The organism is Streptomyces sp. SM18 (assembly GCF_002910775.2).
In the GTDB taxonomy this organism is placed as follows: Bacteria; Actinomycetota; Actinomycetes; order Streptomycetales; family Streptomycetaceae; genus Streptomyces; species Streptomyces halstedii.
This window is the reverse complement of record NZ_CP029342.1, coordinates 2,059,360-2,075,874: the sequence shown is the minus strand read 5'-3', so window position 1 is coordinate 2,075,874 and position 16,515 is coordinate 2,059,360. Positions and strand designations below refer to the sequence as shown.

The window sequence follows — 16,515 nt, the reverse complement described above, 5'->3', positions numbered from 1 at the left end:
CCGGCGGGGCGCCGCGCACCCGGGCGGCGCCCCGGCCGGGCCGTCCCTCCGGGGACCGGCGGCCGACCCGTAGACTTCACACGTGGCAGGCAGGATCAATGACGACGACGTGAAGGCGGTCCGGGACGCGGTCCCGATCGACGCCGTGGTCTCCGAGTACCTCCAGCTGCGCAACGCCGGGGGCGGCAACCTCAAGGGCCTGTGCCCCTTCCACGACGAGAAGTCCCCCTCCTTCCAGGTCAGTCCGAGCAAGGGCCTCTTCCACTGCTTCGGCTGCCAGGAAGGCGGCGACACGATCGCCTTCGTGATGAAGATCGATCACCTCACCTTCTCCGAGACGGTCGAGCGCCTCGCCGGCCAGGCGGGCATCACCCTGCGGTACGAGGAGGGCGGCTACAACCCCTCCCACCAGCGCGGCGAGCGCATCCGGCTGGTCGAGGCGCACAAGATCGCCGCCGACTTCTACCGTGAGCAGCTGAACGGACCCGAGGCGGAGGCCGGCCGCCGCTTCCTCGCGGAGCGCGGCTTCGACCAGGACGCGGCCGCGCACTTCGGCGTCGGCTACAGCCCGGCCGGCTGGGACCACCTCACCCGCTATCTGCGCGGCAAGGGCTTCACCGACCGGGAGCTCATCTCCTCCGGGCTGTCCCAGGACGGCCGGCGCGGCCCCATCGACCGCTTCCGGGGCCGGCTGATGTGGCCGATCAGTGACACCTCCGGGGACACCGTCGGCTTCGGCGCCCGCAAGCTGCGCGAGGACGACAACGGCCCGAAGTACCTCAACACCCCCGAGACCGCGATCTACAAGAAGTCCCAGGTGCTCTACGGCATCGACCTGGCCAAGAAGGACATCGCCAAGGCCAGCCGGGCCGTCGTCGTCGAGGGTTACACCGACGTCATGGCCTGCCACCTCGCCGGGGTCACCACCGCCATCGCCACCTGCGGCACCTCCTTCGGCAACGACCACATCAAGATCCTGCGCCGGCTCCTGATGGACAACGGCAGCGCCCGGGTGATCTTCACCTTCGACGGCGACGCCGCCGGGCAGAAGGCCGCCCTGCGCGCCTTCGAGGACGACCAGAAGTTCGCCGCCGAGACGTACATCGCGATCGCCCCCGACAACATGGACCCGTGCGACCTGCGCCTCGCCAAGGGCGACGACGCCGTGCGCGACCTGGTCGAACCCCGCACCCCGCTCTTCGAGTTCGCGCTCCGCCAGATCGTCGGCCGCTACGACCTGGAGACCCCGGCGGGCCGCGCCGCCGCGCTCGACGAGGCGGCGCCCGTGGTGGCCCGGATCAAGAACAGCTCCTCGCAGCACGAGGTCGCCGTCCAGCTGGCCGGGCTGCTGGGCATCCTGGACACCCAGTTCGTCGTCAAGCGCGTCGGCCAGCTCGCCCGCTGGGCCCGCGACCGGGGCGAGCGCGGACCCCAGCCGGGCGGCCCCTCGCGCGGCGGCCCCGCCCGGCAGCAGGAGCCCGCGCCGAGGGCGCCCTCCGGCCCCGCGCTCAACCTCCGCAGCCCCGCCCACCGCACCGAGCGGGAACTGCTCAAGCTCGCCCTCCAGAAGCCCGCCCTGGTCTCCCCGGCCTTCGACGCCTACGGGGAGGACGAGTTCACCGCCCCGCCGTACGCGGCGGTGCGCCGGTGTGTCGCGGAGGCGGGCGGCACCGAACAGGGCCTGGCCGAGACCCGTGAGTACCTCGCCGCCGTCCTGGACGCCGCCCCGGACGACACCGTGCGCAACCTCGTCACCGAGCTGGCCGTGGAGGTGTTCCACGGCAAGTCCATCGACGAGACGTACGCCGGCATGCAGCTCGTCCATGTCCGGCTGCGCGCCGTGGACCGCAGGATCCACGACGTCCAGGGCAGCCTCGCCCGCCTCGGGCACAACGTCGCCCCCGACCACCTCGCCGCCGCGCAGAACGAGGTGTGGGTCCTCCAGCAGTACGCCGAGTCCCTGCGCAGCCACGGGGCCGCGGCGCTCTGAGCGACCGCGTGGTCCCGGCGCCGCGCGCTCCGAGCGACCGTGCCCCGTCACGCGCCGGGGCCAGAAAGTCACCGCACGCCCCTCGTGGCGGCGATGTGTCGTACCCCACACTGGTGGCGGTACCCAAGGCCCAGTACGGCGCTCCGGGCAGGGCGTCGTGGGCCTGCCCGGACCTGGTACGGGCGTGGAGAGGGTCCGCTCACCTGGAGGTCGCCCCCGTGCAGACCCGGACCGTGACGACGACCGAGCACATCCCGGCCATCCCCGCGCAGAACCGGGCCGCCCGCCACCCGGAGAACACGGCCGCGCCCGGACCGGTGCTGGAGGAGCCGGTGGACGCGCCCGAGCCGCGCGGCCGCCCGGAGCCCGGCGGGCCCTCGTCCGACCTCTTCCGCCAGTACCTCCGCGAGATCGGCCGGATCCCGCTGCTCACCGCCGCCGAGGAGGTCGAGCTGGCCCGCCGCGTCGAGGCGGGACTCTTCGCCGGGGAGCGCCTCGCCCGGACCCCCGGCCCGGACGCCCGGCTCGCCCGCGACCTGGACCGGCTGGTCGTCCTGGGGCGTACGGCCGAACGCCGGCTCATCGAGGCCAACCTGCGCCTCGTCGTCTCGGTGGCGAAACGGTACGCCGGGCGGGGGCTGACCATGCTCGACCTGGTCCAGGAGGGGAACCTCGGACTGATCCGGGCCGTCGAGAAGTTCGACTACACCCGGGGCTACAAGTTCTCCACGTACGCCACCTGGTGGATCCGCCAGTCGATGTCCCGCGCCCTCGCCGACCAGGCCCGCACCATACGGGTCCCGGTGCACGTCGTGGAGCTGATCAACCGGGTCGTCCGCGTCCAGCGCCACCTGCTCCAGGAACGCGGCTACGAGCCGGGCGCCGCGGAGGTCGCCGCCCAGCTCGGCCTGACCCCCGAACGCGTCGTCGAGGTCCGGCGCCTCGCCCAGGAACCCGTCTCCCTGCACGCCCCCGTCGGCGAGGAGGACGACGTGGCCTTCGGCGACCTCATCGAGGACGGCGACGCGCCCTCACCCGTCGAGTCGGCGGCCTTCCTGCTGCTGCGCGAACACCTGGAGGCGGTGCTCTCCACCCTCGGCGAACGCGAACGCAAGGTGGTCCAGTTGCGCTACGGCCTGGACGACGGGCGGCCCCGCACCCTGGAGGAGATCGGCCGGATCTTCGGCGTGACCCGCGAACGGGTCCGCCAGATCGAGTCCAAGACCCTCGCCCGGCTGCGGGACCACGCCTACGCCGACCAGCTCCGCGGCTACCTGGACTGAGCCGGCCGGGGACCCGGGACCGAAACGGGGCCCGAGCCCGGGACCGCGCCGGCCGGCTCCGTGGCCGTCAGGACCGAGCCCGGAGCCGGCCGGTGTGTCCGCGCCCGGTCAGTCCACCTCGGCCGGTGCCGCGGCGAACTGCGCCGCGTACAGCCGGGCGTAGGCACCGTCGGACGCCAGCAGCTCGTCGTGCGTGCCCTGTTCGACGATCGCCCCGTTCTCCATCACCAGGATCACGTCCGCGTCCCGGATGGTGGAGAGCCGGTGGGCGATCACGAAGCTCGTACGACCGTGCGCCAGGCGGGCCATCGCCTTCTGGATCAGCACCTCGGTACGGGTGTCCACCGAGCTGGTGGCCTCGTCGAGCACCAGGATCACCGGGTCCGACAGGAACGCCCGCGCGATGGTGATCAACTGCTTCTCACCCGCGCTGACCCCCGACCCCTCGTCGTCGATGACCGTGTCGTACCCGTCGGGCAGGGTGCGCACGAAGCGGTCGGCGTGAGCCGCCTTCGCCGCCTCCTCGATCTCCTCGCGGGTGACCTCGCGCGCCGCGCCGTACGCGATGTTCTCCGCGATCGTGCCGCCGAACAGCCAGGTGTCCTGGAGCACCATCCCTATGCCGGAGCGCAGTCCGTCCCGCGACATCCTCGACGCGTCCACCCCGTCCAGGGTGATCCGGCCGCCCGTCACCTCGTAGAACCGCATCAGCAGATTGACCAGGGTCGTCTTGCCGGCGCCGGTCGGGCCGACGATCGCGACCGTCTGACCGGGCTCCACGCTCAGCGACAGGTCCTCGATGAGCGGCTTCTCCGGGTCGTAGCGGAAGGACACCTTCTCCAGCGAGACGCTGCCGAGCGGCTCCTTCGGCGACTCGGCCGGCACCGGGTCCGGCCCCTGCTCCTCGGCGTCCAGCAGTTCGAAGACCCGCTCGGCCGACGCGACGCCCGACTGGAGCAGGTTGGCCATCGAGGCGACCTGCGTCAGCGGCATCGAGAACTGCCGCGAGTACTGGATGAACGCCTGCACGTCACCGATCGACAGCGTGCCGGACGCCACCCGCAGCCCGCCGACGACCGCGACCAGCACATAGTTCAGGTTGGACACGAACATCATCAGCGGCTGCATGATCCCGCTGTTGAACTGGGCCTTGAAACCGGCCTCGTACAGCGCGTCGTTCTGCTCGGCGAAGTCCTTCGCGGACTCCTCCTGCCGCCCGAAGACCTTCACCAGGGCGTGACCGGTGTACATCTCCTCGATGTGCGCGTTGAGTCTGCCCGTCGTCTGCCACTGCGCCACGAACTGCGGCTGCGACCGCTTCCCGACCCGCGCCGCGACCAGCACCGAGAGCGGGATGGTGACCAGCGCCACCAGAGCCAGCAGCGGCGAGATCCAGAACATCATGAACAGCACGCCGACGATGGTCAGCAGGGAGTTGACCAGCTGGCCCATCGTCTGCTGGAGCGTCTGCGAGATGTTGTCGATGTCGTTGGTCGCCCGGCTCAGCACCTCACCGCGCTTCTGCCGGTCGAAGTACGAGAGCGGCAACCGCGCCAGCTTCGTCTGGAGGTCCTCGCGGAGCTGGAAGACGACCCGGTTGATGACCCGGATCGACACCCGGGAGGAGACCAGCATCAGCAGCCCCGCGCCGACGTACACCGCAAGGGCCAGCAGCAGGACGTCGCCCACCGCGCCGAAGTCGATGCCGTGGCCGGGGACGAAGTCCACCCCGCCCAGCATGTCGGCGAGCCCGCCGTCGCCGTGTTCGCGCAGGCCGTCGACGGCCTGCTCCTTCGTCGTCCCCGCCGTCATCTGCCGGCCGACGACCCCGGCGAAGATGAGGTCGGTGGCGCGGCCGAGGATCTTCGGCCCGACCACCGAGAGCGCCACGCTCAGCGTGCCGGCCGCCAGCATCAGGTACAGCGAGGACTTCTCCTTGCTGAACCGCCCCAGCAGCCGCTTGCCCGACCCCTTGAAGTCCGCGGAACGCTCGGCGGGCCCCATGGCCGCCCGTCCGCCCGGTCCTGCCATCAGGCGGCCTCCGCTTCCGTCAGCTGGGAGAGCACGATCTCCCGGTAGGTCTCGTTGCCGTCCATCAGTTCGCGGTGGCTGCCCGTGCCGACCAGGCGGCCCTCGTCCAGCACCAGGATCCGGTCGGCGTCACGGATCGTGGACACCCGCTGCGCCACGATCACCACGGTCGCCCCGGCCGTCTCCCGCGACAGGGCGGCGCGCAGCGCCGAGTCCGTCGCGTAGTCCAGGGCCGAGAAGGAGTCGTCGAAGAGGTAGATCTCCGGCCGCCGCACCAGCGTCCGCGCGATGGCGAGCCGCTGCCGCTGGCCGCCGGAGACATTGGTGCCGCCCTGCGCGATCGGGGCGTCGAGGCCGTGCTCCAGCCGCTCCACGAACTCCTTCGCCTGGGCCACCTCCAGGGCGTGCCACAGCTCCTCGTCGGTGGCGTCGGGGTTCCCGTACCGCAGGTTCGTGGCGACCGTCCCGGAGAAGAGGTACGGCTTCTGCGGGACCAGGCTCACCGACTCCGCCAGCAGCGCCGGGTCCAGGGTCCGCACGTCCCTGCCGCCGACGAGCACCTCACCGCCGGTCGCGTCGAACAGCCTCGGTACGAGCCCGAGCAGCGTCGACTTCCCGCTGCCCGTGGACCCTATGACCGCGGTCGTCTCACCGGGGCGTGCCACCAGGTCCACCGCCCGCAGCACCGGTTCCTCGGCGCCCGGGTAGCGGAACTCGGCGCCCCGTATCTCCAGATGCCCATGGGTCCGCAGCTCGGTGACCGGGGCCTTCGGCGGGACCACGCTCGAATCGGTGCCCAGGACCTCCTGTATGCGCTCGGCGCAGACCTCGGCACGCGGCACCATCATGAACATGAAGGTGGCCATCATCACCGACATGACGATCTGCATCAGGTACGCGATGAACGCGGTCAGCGCGCCGATCTCCATCCCGCCGCTGTCGATGCGGTGCGCGCCGAACCAGATCACGGCGACGGACGAGACGTTCACCACCGTCATCACGGTCGGGAACATCAGCGCCATCAGCCGGCCGGTCGACAGGGCGACGGCGGTCAGCTCGGTGTTGGCACCGCGGAAACGCTTCTCCTCGTAGGTGTCGCGGACGAAGGCGCGAATGACCCGGTTACCGGTGATCTGCTCACGCAGCACCCGGTTCACCGTGTCCAGCCGGGTCTGCATCGTGCGGAAGAGCGGCCGCATGCGCTTCACGATGAGGCTCACCGCGATCCCCAGCACCGGCACCACCGCCAGCAGCACCGCCGACAGCGGGACGTCCTGGCCGAGCGCCATCACGATGCCGCCGACGCACATGATGGGGGCCGACACCATCAGCGTGAACGTCATCAGGACGAGCATCTGGATCTGCTGGACGTCGTTGGTCGTCCGGGTGATCAGCGAGGGCGCGCCGAACCGCCCCACCTCACGCGCTGAGAAGGACTGCACCCGGGCGAAGACCGACGCCCGCACGTCACGACCGAGTGCGGACGCGGTACGGGCGCCGAAGTACACCGCGCCGATGTTGCAGAGGACCTGGACGACGCTGACGGCGATCATCACGCCGCCGAACTCCAGGATGTAGCCCGTGTCCCCCCGTACGACACCGTTGTCGATGATGTCCGCGTTGAGGCTGGGCAGGTAGAGGCTGGCGCAGGTCTGGAGGAACTGGAGTGCCACCAGCAGCAGAATCGGTTTTCTGTACGGGCCCAGGAAAGCCCGCAGGAGTGTTATGAGCACACGTGTCTCTCGGAGTCGGCGAAGGGCAGAGGCCGGTCCATCCTGCGGTACACGCCGCCACGACTTCCATCGCTTTTCCCCAAACCCCGGTCAAAACCAGGGTGATGCCCGAGGGGTCGGGCCGTCAGACCGCGTCCCCGTCCCCGAACGCCCCCGGGTGGATCTGGTCCCGCGTCGCCGCGTACTGCTGGCGCACGGCACGGCCCACCGCCAGCTCGTCCCCGGGCTCCAGCACCTGCGCCGCCGCGCCCCGCCAGGCCGGAGGCGTACGCGGATCGAGCGTCCCGCGCGAGACCCCCAGCGCCCACGCCGCCTGGCGGGCCGCGCCCAGCGCCGCGTACTGCTCGGGCTGCGGTACGACGACCTGCGTACCGAACACCGCGGGGGCCAGGGCCCGCACCGCCGGCAGCTCGGCCGCCGCGCCCAGCAGGAACACCCGCCGCACCTCCACCCCCCGGCCGCGCAGCACGTCCAGCGCGTCGGTCAGGGAGCACAGCATGCCCTCGAAGGCGGCCCGCGCCAGGTGCTCGGGCCTCATCGACTCGCGCCGCAGCCCGCTCAGCGTCCCCGCCGCGTGCGGCAGGCGCGGAGTGCGCTCGCCCTCCAGGTACGGCAGCAGGACGAGCCCCGAGGCGCCCGGCGTCGACTTCAGCGCCAGCTCCGACAGCTCCTCCGGCCCGCCGTCCAGACCCAGCATCTCGGCGGTGCCGCGCAGCGCGCGTACCGCGTTCGAGGTGTGGACCACCGGCAGGTGCATCCCGGTCGCGTCGGCGAACGAGGTGATCATCCCGCGCGGGTCGGCCAGCGCCTCGTGGTGCACGGCCATCACCGACCCGGAGGCGCCCAGCGACACCACGGCGTCACCGGCCGCGACCCCCAGCCCGAAGGCGGCGGCCATGATCTCGCCGGTCCCCGCCGAGATCAGCAGCCCCTCGGGCGTCGTCCCGGCGGTGTCGGCCGGGCCCAGCACCTCGGGCAGGGCGGCCTGGTGGCCGAGCGCCAGCTCCACGAGGTCGGGCCGGTAGGAGCCGGACCCCGCCGACCAGTAACCGGTACCGGAGGCCGCGCCGCGGTCGGTGGTCCGGCGGGCCGGCCGGCCCAGCAACTGCCACACCAGCCAGTCGTGCGGCTGGAGGACGGCGGCGACGTGCCGCGCGTTCTCCGGTTCGGTCCGGGCCAGCCAGCGGAGCTTCGCGACGGCCTGGGCGGCCTGCGGTACGGACCCGACGGCCTCGGCCCACGCCTGCCGACCGCCGAGCCCGTCGATCAGGTCCGCGGCGGAGGCCTGCGCCCGGCGGTCGTTGCCCAGCAGCGCCGGACGTACGAGATTGCCCTGGCGGTCCAGCGGCACCAGCCCGTGCTGCTGCGCGGACACACCGATGGCCTCCACGCCTTCGAGGACGCCCCCGGAGGCCGCCTCACCGAGGGAGAGCAGCCACGCCTGCGGGTCCACCTCGGTGGCCTTGGCCTCGACGGGATGCGCGGCGTACCCCTGCCGCAGCACCGCACCGGTGTCCGTGTCGCAGACGACGATGTGCGTGAAGGCGGATGAACTGTCCAAGCCGGCGACTATGCCCATACCCGAGATTCTGCCGCACCGGCGGAGCCGACCGGCACCGGGAGCCGTATTCGGGCACGTATCGGGCATCACACCGGGTGCCCTCCCGATGCCCTCCCGGCCCCCGGACGGTGCCGCGCCGGGCCTCCTCCGCGCAAGGCGGGGGCCCCATCAGGTGTCGGCACCCGGCGCGGCACCGTCCGATGTCGGTACCCGGCGCGGGGCCCGTCAGGTGTCGGTGGTGCCCCAGTCGTCGCCGCCGTGGCCGTTGTGCCCGCTGCGCTCCCGCAGCGACCGCACCCGGCCGGAGACCGACGCGGGCACCTTGTCGCCCACCTTCTCGCTCACCGAGTGGTAGGCCTTGCCCGCGAAGTCCCGTCCGCCCTGCGCGGCGGACTCCGCCGCGTTGCGTACGGCCGGATTCTCGGCCAGCCGCTGCACGGACTGCTTCAACTGCTCGTAACGCTCGCGCCCGGCCCGCGTGCCGAGCACGTATCCGAGGGCCACTCCGGCGATGAACGTGAGCCGGTACCGCATGGCTGCCACCCTTCCTACGCTCTGTGCGACGTGTGCCTGCCCGCCTACCCACGGGCACCCGAGATCACCCCGGCCCTACCGATTGGCGGAGCACCCCCCTGCTTGCGCTAATGTATGTGTCGCAGCGAACGTGCGCCGCTCGGCAGCAGCCAGGCAGGTACGTTTCGAGGCGCAGCAGCAATCCCCTGTAGCTCAATTGGCAGAGCAGCCGGCTGTTAACCGGCAGGTTACTGGTTCGAGTCCAGTCGGGGGAGCGCGATCCCCTGTAGCTCAATTGGCAGAGCATTCGGCTGTTAACCGGAGGGTTACTGGTTCGAGTCCAGTCGGGGGAGCGATCGGAAGAGGGCCCCGCGGGGCCCTTTTTCGCGTCCCGTCCGGCCCCGGCCGGGGCCCCCGGCCGCGACTCTTTCGGGGCAATCTCCCGCAGGCCGGAACCGGGCAGCACGCAGCGCTGTCTTCATGGTCACGCGAAGCCGGCCATCCGCAGCGAGAGATCGTATGACCGGCTATGCTGCGGCAGACGGCGCGCACAGGTGTACGCGCCACGCCGATACGGGGCGGTAGCTCAGCCGGTTAGAGCAGCGGACTCATAATCCGTCGGCCGTGGGTTCGAGTCCCACCCGCCCCACCGGGCGTCCCCAGGCAGAATCGTTCTGGCCTGGGGATACGCGTTTTCTGGGGCTCTCACGTGCGGCGTTCGTCTCACGGCGGTGTGGCGAGCGTGGGCCTTCCTGCGTCAGAGCGGTCCTTGAACGGCGGTGACCTGGGTGTTTCGGGGCCCTTCCCGTGGGTGATGGCCAGTCCCGTGGCTGTTGAGGGGGACGGTCCCGTCTCGGTCCCGTCGCACCTGGTCTGCCTCATGCGCACTGGGCCCGTCCGGTCCGCGAGCGGTGGGAGCGCCGGCATGCCGCAAGCGGGACTGTCGAACTCGTCGGCAAGGGCGGCGAGTCGGACGTGTCAGCGGCACCACCGCTCACAGCGTGTTCGTCAGGCGGCGGGCTTCTTCTTGGTGCTCTTGTTCGGTGCCTTAGGCGCGAGCTGGGCAATGCGCTGGTGCGTGACACCGAGCATGCGACCGGCCTCGGCCTGTGTCAGCCCGAGGCCGACGAGTGTCTGTGCCGCTCGTGTCATCGCTACGCGGCGGCGCTTCTCCGCCTCTTGAACGGCGGTGTCGGCTTGATCGGCCTCCTGTACGACCTCGAACATCGCCGGGTCGGCCGGAACGAGATCGACGATATAGGCAGCCGGATCGTCCTCGACATCCAGAACGAGACTGACCAACTCCCGCGCGTTCTCGTGGGCCTCGGTCCAGGTGAGGCCCTGCGTGACGTTCTGCTCTCCTACTGGAAGGCCGTCGATGCGCACGACCCAGAAGCGTCCCTGACGCTCTGCTGTTGCCTTGTACGTGGTCATTCAGTGCGCCCCTTTTTCGCTCGGCTCGATGGTGTGGAGACGGCCGTCCGGATGATCGATTCGGCGGTGCCCTCCGCGATCTCGGAGTGCCGGGGGACATGGACTTTGACGGCGCCGATCTTGTACGTCTCGTGCCGCCCGCGCCCGCTGCCTTCCGGCCCCGTGAAGTCAACCTCCTTCTCAGCTGCGATCTGCTTCAGCCGTTTCATGAGGTCTCTGCGCTTCACGCGAGCAATTCTAGTGCGGATTGAGTTCAAACTCAAGAGTGATTTGAGTTCGAGGTTCGTGCCCTTCTAGAAGCCTCGGAGGTTCAGCGACCTCAGGCGACTTCAAGGGGTGGCGAGTCGGAGATCGCCCTCCGCTCGTGGCGGTGCTCGCCCGGGTCCGCTCGTGTGTCGCCTGCAGGAGGGCAAGGATCGTGACCACACGCCGATCGAGCGGGCTGGTGCGACCGGATTACCTGTCCGCGAGCGCTCGAACCACAGGGGCGCAACACGGTGACAGCCGCTGTGGTCGAACGCAGGAGGAAGCGCACCGCAGAGGCTGGGCGCCCCCTCCTCGGGCAGCAGCGCACACCCGGAGGTACGTGCTGCGGGAGGAGGGCACGAACCTCTCGGCGGCGGCCCAGCAGGGAGTTGGAGAAGGGGTACGTCGGCACGCGGATCGGGCGGCAGGGATGGTCGGGCGATCTACTGGAGGATGTGAGGGACCGCTTCGGAAGGCGTGGGAACGGTCGAACCTGGCTTGACCTGAAGATGCCGCCACTACGTGGAAGGAGTAACCAGAGGCTGACCGGGCGCCACTAAAGGGAGGTCTATCAGAGGGTAATCCTAGGATGTAGACCTTTGCCTATTGATTTCCTCGCACTGCTTCCTGTGATTGTGTGTGACGAGCGTGCATTTTCTCCTGGTGGGCCACTAGCATCTGTGCTCATGACGAGAAGAGTTGCGCCGGTGCGTGAACGAATCAGGAAGGCGCTGGCCGCCGCAAGGACTTCTGAGCCGTACCCAGTTTGGATGACCTGGCCCAGTCTCGCTGTAAGAGTCTATGGGTATGGGTGTGGAACAAAAAGTGATGTTCAGAATATCCGGCGAGCGGCCGAGCAGATGCACGATGTTGAGATGTTGCGCTATGGGGACAGTGGCAGGCACGCCGGGCCGCGCTTGTGCGGTACTCCGGAAGAGAGCTGGCTTCGGTGCCATGTCACCGACGTGCACTCAGGCGCGATGTATGGGGTCGACGCCCACGGCTACCGTCCGCCCAGCAGCGACGAGGTCCTGTCGGCATTCAGGAACGGGTGCTACAGCGAGACTCCGATCCGCGTCAATCTGCAGCGCGTGGTAGCACTCGTCAACAAGAGATGTGGGACGGCGTTCGATCCGTCTGAGGTCGCTTGGTGGAGAGTGGGACTGGAAGAGAAAAGGTGCAGCGAGCGGAGGGATTTGCTGCACCAAATGCGCTGCGCCCTCTCAGGGCTCGCCGTAGAGAAGGAACGGTGTGAACGAGAGCTTCGCCAGATTGATTTCGGTCGGATCGTGGTGGATCCCGCCACGGTCACGCGCTGCCCATGTTGTCAGCAGAAGGTTGATTCTGGGTTTTTCCCTGCGCAACGTCCCGCCGTAGTTTCGATGGACGCCTGAACTGCAGATGCATACCGGGATGCATGTTCGGCGGGACGTGCTATCTCCCCGACGCAGAATAGCTCCTGGAGGATCTGAAGAAACGGGGAGACGCTGGAGCGGATACCGCTGGACAAGGCCGCCTTCCGCTTACTGGGGGCGCCGAGTTGAATCGGCTGGATCTCATGGGTGAACCGGTCGTCGCTATGCCGAGCTCGCTTACAGCTCGGTGAAGACGTCATGGAGCTGTTCAGGCTGGTGGCCGGGCCGCTCGCAACTCCGGACACGCCTGGAGCATGGTGGCGCGGACTGCGGCTTCTCGTCCTGGACGGCACACAGTTCGACGTTCCGGACTCGGCAAGCAACGGTGACACCTTTGACGGTCCTTCCTCCAGCGGCATCCCCTTCGGAATCCCGCAGGTGAGGGCGGTGGTACTCGCCGAAATCGGAACCCACGGAGTGCTCGATGCCCGCCTCGGCGGCTATCGCGACGCCAGTACGCAGCCTCGCCTACCCGCTGGCCAGTTCTACCGTCCCGGGCGGCCTGGTCATCGCCGACCGCGGCTTCTGGTCGGTCGAGTTCGCGCACGCCCTCACCGCGACGGGCGCGAACCTGCTGGTCAGACTTCAGCCCAACCGTCTCGGCACCGCCTGGGAAGAACTCGCCGACGGTTCGTACGTAAAGGCAACTGCATTGGCTGTCGCAGCCCCCTGCGGGTAGCGAGGCCTTCCGTCTGGTGGAAGGGGCACATGGCGGCGAGCGGCCAGACCGGTCAGGCGGCGCAGCCGTACTGCTTGGTCAGGTTCTCCACGGCCTCAAGGATCACAGTGTGAGAATCCTTCATCAGCGACGCGTAATCCCAGTCCCGTCCTGCGATGGCGACCGGCGAGATCTTGAGAGTGACTCCGATGTGCTGGGCGTCGGGCCGCTTCATTTCCTTCGCGCATCCGTCCGGCAGTTGGACTTCGCTCTGCCGCTGGCCGATCCAGCCCGTGAGGCCGTTGCCGATGGGGGTGGCGTCCTTCGGAGGATCGTTCAGTGTGTTCGTGGACGTCACGTCCAGCGTGTACTGGAGCCGCATGCTGCTCTTGTCGTCAGTATTCCCTCGGTTGACGAAGCATGTGGTGGCGAAGACCGGGTCCGCCGGCTTGGTCGCAGACCCCGCGCTGTTCGGGACGAACTCGTCGACCACGACGGCTCCGCCCTTGCCGTCCTGGAGCAGGCCCGCGGTCCGCTCCGTCAGCATGCCCAGGCACAGGTTCTGCTCGCGCAGCTTCTTGAGCTCCGTCGGCCAGAGGTTGATCGTCGTGACGACCGCTGCCGCGACGACGAGTACGGCGGGCAGGGCCAGGTATTTCTTGTTCATGGCTACGGCTGTCCCATCTTCTTCTGGGCGTCCTCGATGCCGTACTGGTACCAGTTCTCGGTAGTCGTCTGGAGATGGTCCTCGTACTCGCCTGGACTCGCGTCAAGTTCCTCCGTCGTAAGGCCCTTCTTGAACGCCATCTCGCGCATCATGGCGTTCATCTGGTTCTCGCCGTTCTCGAAGTGATCGACCATGTTCTTGCGGGTTTCCGCGTCGACCGTGTCGTTGAGATCCTTCATGTACCTGGCTGTGCCCACGTCGACGGCGCGCTGGACCGTGTCGCCGACGATGGGAATGGCTGTCAGGGGTGCGCCGATGACGTGGTAGTTCATCATCTTGTTCCAGCCGTTGGTGTCCTTCTCCGCTTGGCCGAGGTCGTAGATGACATCGCCGCGCACCCCGTCGAGTTGGCCAAGCACAGACGCGGACTGCTTGACCCAGGCACGCAGCCCCTCGTCCTCCTTACGGAACGAGTTCGCCGGGTAGTCGTTCATCCCCTCGGCGATGACCACACTCTGTGAGTGGTGCATGACACCGAACGCCTTGGGATCCTCAGCGACGCCGCGCATGGTCCGGAGGAGGTCGCCGCGCTCGATCTCGAGGTGGTTGTAGTCGGTGGGCCCATCCATGTTCTTGCCGAGGATCTGGTGCACGTCCGAGGCATAGTCCCCGATCATGTTGCCCACGCTCGAGCGCATCGACAGGGGCACGGAGCTCTGGTTTTTCGGCGCGTCCTCGCCGCTGTATTCCTTGATGATTCGCTCGAAGACCGCGGTCTCCGCGCCGTCGTGGTGGGTGGGGACCCCGTGCAGCGGGCTGCCCGGCTCACGGCCGGTGGCGGCAGCCTCGAGAGCGGCGCCGAACTCGGTGCGGGCCGAGGTCTGCTTCACCTCGGTCGCGCTCTCGGGCACCGCCACCTTCATGAACGCTGATGCCTCTGCGGCACCCATGTCCTTCCCCCAGTACGAGGCCTGTCCGCCCGTCACCCGGTGATCACCCCCGCCGCCACTCGAACAGGACGTGAGTAGCAGGGCGTCCCCGCGGGACCCTTCGCGCCCAGGGGCAGCCGGTGCCAGCCCGGGCGCTGAGCCACTGTTCACATCCTGGGTGCAGGTGCTGCTACCGCGCATGTCGCATTCCTGAGCGAAGCCCACCGTGTGCAGCCGCCCCATGTCATCGTCGGAAATGGTGATACCACCAGGGAACGTAGTCGATTTGCCGGAGTTCCAGTTGTGCCTGTCCCACACCTTGGTCTGGTAGTCGCGCAAGACCTGTGGCCATTGCTTGATCCCGCGTCAGGGCTCGGAGCTCGTGGGCGGTGGGAACCTCCGTATCGAACGCTCCTGGGCCCGCGTCCGCCGGGCTCCACCTGTCAGCGGGCCCATGACCCCCACTTCATGGTCCCGTCCACGAAATCGGCGTCGACCACGACTGCTGCGAGGGGCCGGCCTGATGCCGTCGTCGGCGTCGGTGACGGCCTGGACCGCCTGGTCGAGGAGATCGGTCCACCGGGTCACCCGCGCGTGCTTTCCCGGGAGCCGGGATCATGCGCGTACGCACTGGGTGCGAACATGGTCCGTCCCGCCATTGCCAGGCGCACCGGCGCGGACCTTCTGCCACCAGGGCAGCCGTGAGCCTGGCCGTCCACTCTGCAAGGGCAAGGAACTCCGTATGTCTCACCCCGCTGTCGCCCGTCTGCGCGAGCTGCTCCCGCCGCCCGGCTCCGGTGGCGACGCGGTGGACTGGGAGCGGGTCGAGCGGACGACGGGGCTGGTGTTCCCGGCCGACTACCGTGAGCTCGTGGAGTTGTACGGCGGCGGTGAGATCGACGCGTACCTGTCCGTGAGCACGCCGCCGGTCCCCGGCTCGCCGTACGGGGATCTCCTGGACAGAGGCGGACCCGCTCTCTCGGACCGGGACCGCGTGGAGTTGGGCGCCCTTCTGCCGGGAGGCGTACTGCCGCCGCTGCTGCCCTTCGCGGACTCGGCGAGCAGCGATGTCGCGTTCTGGCTGCGCGAGGGCGCTCCCGACGACTGGCGGGTGGCTGTCTTCCGGAGGCAGACGCCGCACGGGACGAGCCGCTGGACCGTGTTCGACGGGGGAACGGCGGCGTTGTGCGTGGCGGCTCTGACCGGCGAGGCGCACCCGTTCAGCGAACTGCTCTCGGCGCGCGGAGGGCATGAGTTCGTGAGCTGGCGCGGCGTGTAGGGATCGGCACGGGGAGGTGGCTTGGCTTCAGGCGGCGCAGTCGTACCGCTTGGCGAGCCTGGTGGCTACTTCTCGCATCACGGTCGCGTTGTTGTGCGTGGCGGTGTCCGGGTCGACGGGCGGCTCCTCCTCCATCCTGGCCAACCGCTTCTCATCCTGCGAGGGCACTTCGAGCCACGCCCTGATGTACGGGGTGGTTGAGCCCATGCCCGCGGCGCAGCCGGCCGGCAACGTGACCGTGGCCTCGTCGGGGAGTGCCCAGCCGGTGAACCCTGGGCCGAGAGGGACGGAGCCCTTCTTGCGGCCTGGGGGGCTCGGGGTGTCTTCGATGATCAGCTTGTAGACGCTACGGGGGTAATCGCTGTCCGGATCGGCGCGCTGCACGGAGCATGCTTTGAACACGTAGTCGGTGCTCTTGCCCCTGCTCTCCCACTCCTCCGTGCTGACCTCGCCCCCCTGGCCGTCGTCTATCAGCTCCGCCGTTTCCCGGCTGAGCGCGCCGTGACACAGGCTCTGTGACAGCGGCGGCTTCTCCTCGTGGTCGGGCCAGAGGCTCGCCGTCACCACGGCCACCCCGGCGACGCCGAGCGTGATGGCCAGCGGCAACCACTTCTTGTCCATCGGTTACCGTCCCGTCCGCAGCGGCGGGAAGCGGTGGTGGGCGAGCTGACGGCCCCTGCCGCGCGGGCGGGCACGGCGGGCAGGGCCACATGGCGCGCCGGTGCCGGCGGCCGCGGCTCGGTGGACGGCGCGGTGTGCGACGTCCGCAGAGGGCG

Annotated in this window: 13 protein-coding genes and 3 tRNA genes; 7 read left to right on the top strand and 9 right to left on the bottom strand. The window is 69.3% G+C overall.

Annotated elements, in window-relative coordinates; translation table 11 throughout:
* Positions 1-82 precede the first annotated feature (82 nt).
* Together dnaG and B9S64_RS09290 are read left to right on the top strand one after the other, a co-directional pair.
* Positions 83-1,990, top strand: a complete 1,908-nt coding sequence (gene dnaG, locus B9S64_RS09295) for a DNA primase (protein WP_109492016.1) — start codon at positions 83-85, stop codon at positions 1,988-1,990.
* A 218-nt stretch (positions 1,991-2,208) separates the two neighbouring features.
* A complete protein-coding gene (locus B9S64_RS09290) occupies positions 2,209-3,273 on the top strand; it encodes an RNA polymerase sigma factor (RefSeq protein WP_103489141.1) in 1,065 nt (354 codons plus the stop codon).
* 108 nt (positions 3,274-3,381) lie between these two features.
* On the opposite strand, the gene B9S64_RS09285 is transcribed toward B9S64_RS09290, so the two are convergent.
* The 4 genes from B9S64_RS09285 to B9S64_RS09270 all read right to left on the bottom strand — a co-directional run bounded on the left by B9S64_RS09285 (position 3,382) and on the right by B9S64_RS09270 (position 9,132).
* Positions 3,382-5,304 (bottom strand): ABC transporter ATP-binding protein, encoded by a 1,923-nt coding sequence (locus B9S64_RS09285; RefSeq protein WP_103489133.1) that lies wholly within the window; start codon positions 5,302-5,304, stop codon positions 3,382-3,384.
* Positions 5,304-7,037, bottom strand: coding sequence for an ABC transporter ATP-binding protein (locus tag B9S64_RS09280; RefSeq protein ID WP_103489134.1), 1,734 nt, complete (start codon positions 7,035-7,037; stop codon positions 5,304-5,306). Before B9S64_RS09280 ends, B9S64_RS09285 begins: the two co-directional genes overlap by 1 nt.
* A 124-nt stretch (positions 7,038-7,161) precedes the next feature.
* Positions 7,162-8,616 carry an FGGY family carbohydrate kinase gene (locus B9S64_RS09275; RefSeq protein ID WP_103489135.1) on the bottom strand — a complete coding sequence of 485 codons (1,455 nt, stop codon included), beginning with the start codon at positions 8,614-8,616 and terminating at the stop codon, positions 7,162-7,164.
* Positions 8,617-8,823: 207 nt separating this feature from the next.
* Positions 8,824-9,132 carry a hypothetical protein gene (locus B9S64_RS09270; protein WP_028439814.1) on the bottom strand — a complete coding sequence of 103 codons (309 nt, stop codon included), beginning with the start codon at positions 9,130-9,132 and terminating at the stop codon, positions 8,824-8,826.
* Between the two features lie 181 nt (positions 9,133-9,313).
* Between B9S64_RS09270 and B9S64_RS09265 the strand changes: the two genes are divergently transcribed.
* The 3 genes from B9S64_RS09265 to B9S64_RS09255 all read left to right on the top strand — a co-directional run bounded on the left by B9S64_RS09265 (position 9,314) and on the right by B9S64_RS09255 (position 9,760).
* Positions 9,314-9,386, top strand: a tRNA-Asn gene (locus B9S64_RS09265).
* Positions 9,387-9,391: 5 nt separating this feature from the next.
* Positions 9,392-9,464: transfer RNA gene (locus B9S64_RS09260), tRNA-Asn, on the top strand.
* Between the two features lie 222 nt (positions 9,465-9,686).
* Positions 9,687-9,760 (top strand) — tRNA-Ile (locus B9S64_RS09255).
* Positions 9,761-10,119: 359 nt separating this feature from the next.
* Here the strand turns inward: B9S64_RS09255 and B9S64_RS34395 are convergent.
* Both B9S64_RS34395 and B9S64_RS09245 read right to left on the bottom strand, forming a co-directional pair.
* Positions 10,120-10,545, bottom strand: a complete 426-nt coding sequence (locus B9S64_RS34395) for a type II toxin-antitoxin system HicB family antitoxin (RefSeq protein WP_181012141.1) — start codon at positions 10,543-10,545, stop codon at positions 10,120-10,122.
* Positions 10,542-10,772 (bottom strand): hypothetical protein, encoded by a 231-nt coding sequence (locus B9S64_RS09245; protein ID WP_103505080.1) that lies wholly within the window; start codon positions 10,770-10,772, stop codon positions 10,542-10,544. The genes B9S64_RS34395 and B9S64_RS09245 overlap by 4 nt, the downstream gene beginning before the upstream one ends.
* A gap of 1,858 nt (positions 10,773-12,630) precedes the next feature.
* Between B9S64_RS09245 and B9S64_RS09240 the strand changes: the two genes are divergently transcribed.
* Positions 12,631-12,885 carry a hypothetical protein gene (locus B9S64_RS09240; protein ID WP_103489137.1) on the top strand — a complete coding sequence of 85 codons (255 nt, stop codon included), beginning with the start codon at positions 12,631-12,633 and terminating at the stop codon, positions 12,883-12,885.
* Between the two features lie 52 nt (positions 12,886-12,937).
* Here B9S64_RS09240 and B9S64_RS09235 read toward each other — a convergent pair whose 3' ends face one another.
* Both B9S64_RS09235 and B9S64_RS34945 read right to left on the bottom strand, forming a co-directional pair.
* Positions 12,938-13,531 (bottom strand): hypothetical protein, encoded by a 594-nt coding sequence (locus B9S64_RS09235; RefSeq protein ID WP_103489138.1) that lies wholly within the window; start codon positions 13,529-13,531, stop codon positions 12,938-12,940.
* Between the two features lie 2 nt (positions 13,532-13,533).
* Positions 13,534-14,799: a hypothetical protein gene (locus B9S64_RS34945; RefSeq protein ID WP_258037708.1), complete on the bottom strand. Its 1,266-nt coding sequence runs from the start codon at positions 14,797-14,799 to the stop codon at positions 13,534-13,536.
* A 403-nt stretch (positions 14,800-15,202) separates the two neighbouring features.
* Here B9S64_RS34945 and B9S64_RS34385 point away from each other — a divergent pair, with 403 nt between their 5' ends.
* Positions 15,203-15,739, top strand: coding sequence for an SMI1/KNR4 family protein (locus B9S64_RS34385; protein ID WP_181012142.1), 537 nt, complete (start codon positions 15,203-15,205; stop codon positions 15,737-15,739).
* 27 nt (positions 15,740-15,766) lie between these two features.
* On the opposite strand, the gene B9S64_RS09220 is transcribed toward B9S64_RS34385, so the two are convergent.
* Positions 15,767-16,360 (bottom strand): hypothetical protein, encoded by a 594-nt coding sequence (locus tag B9S64_RS09220; protein WP_103489139.1) that lies wholly within the window; start codon positions 16,358-16,360, stop codon positions 15,767-15,769.
* Between the last annotated feature and the right edge of the window lie 155 nt (positions 16,361-16,515).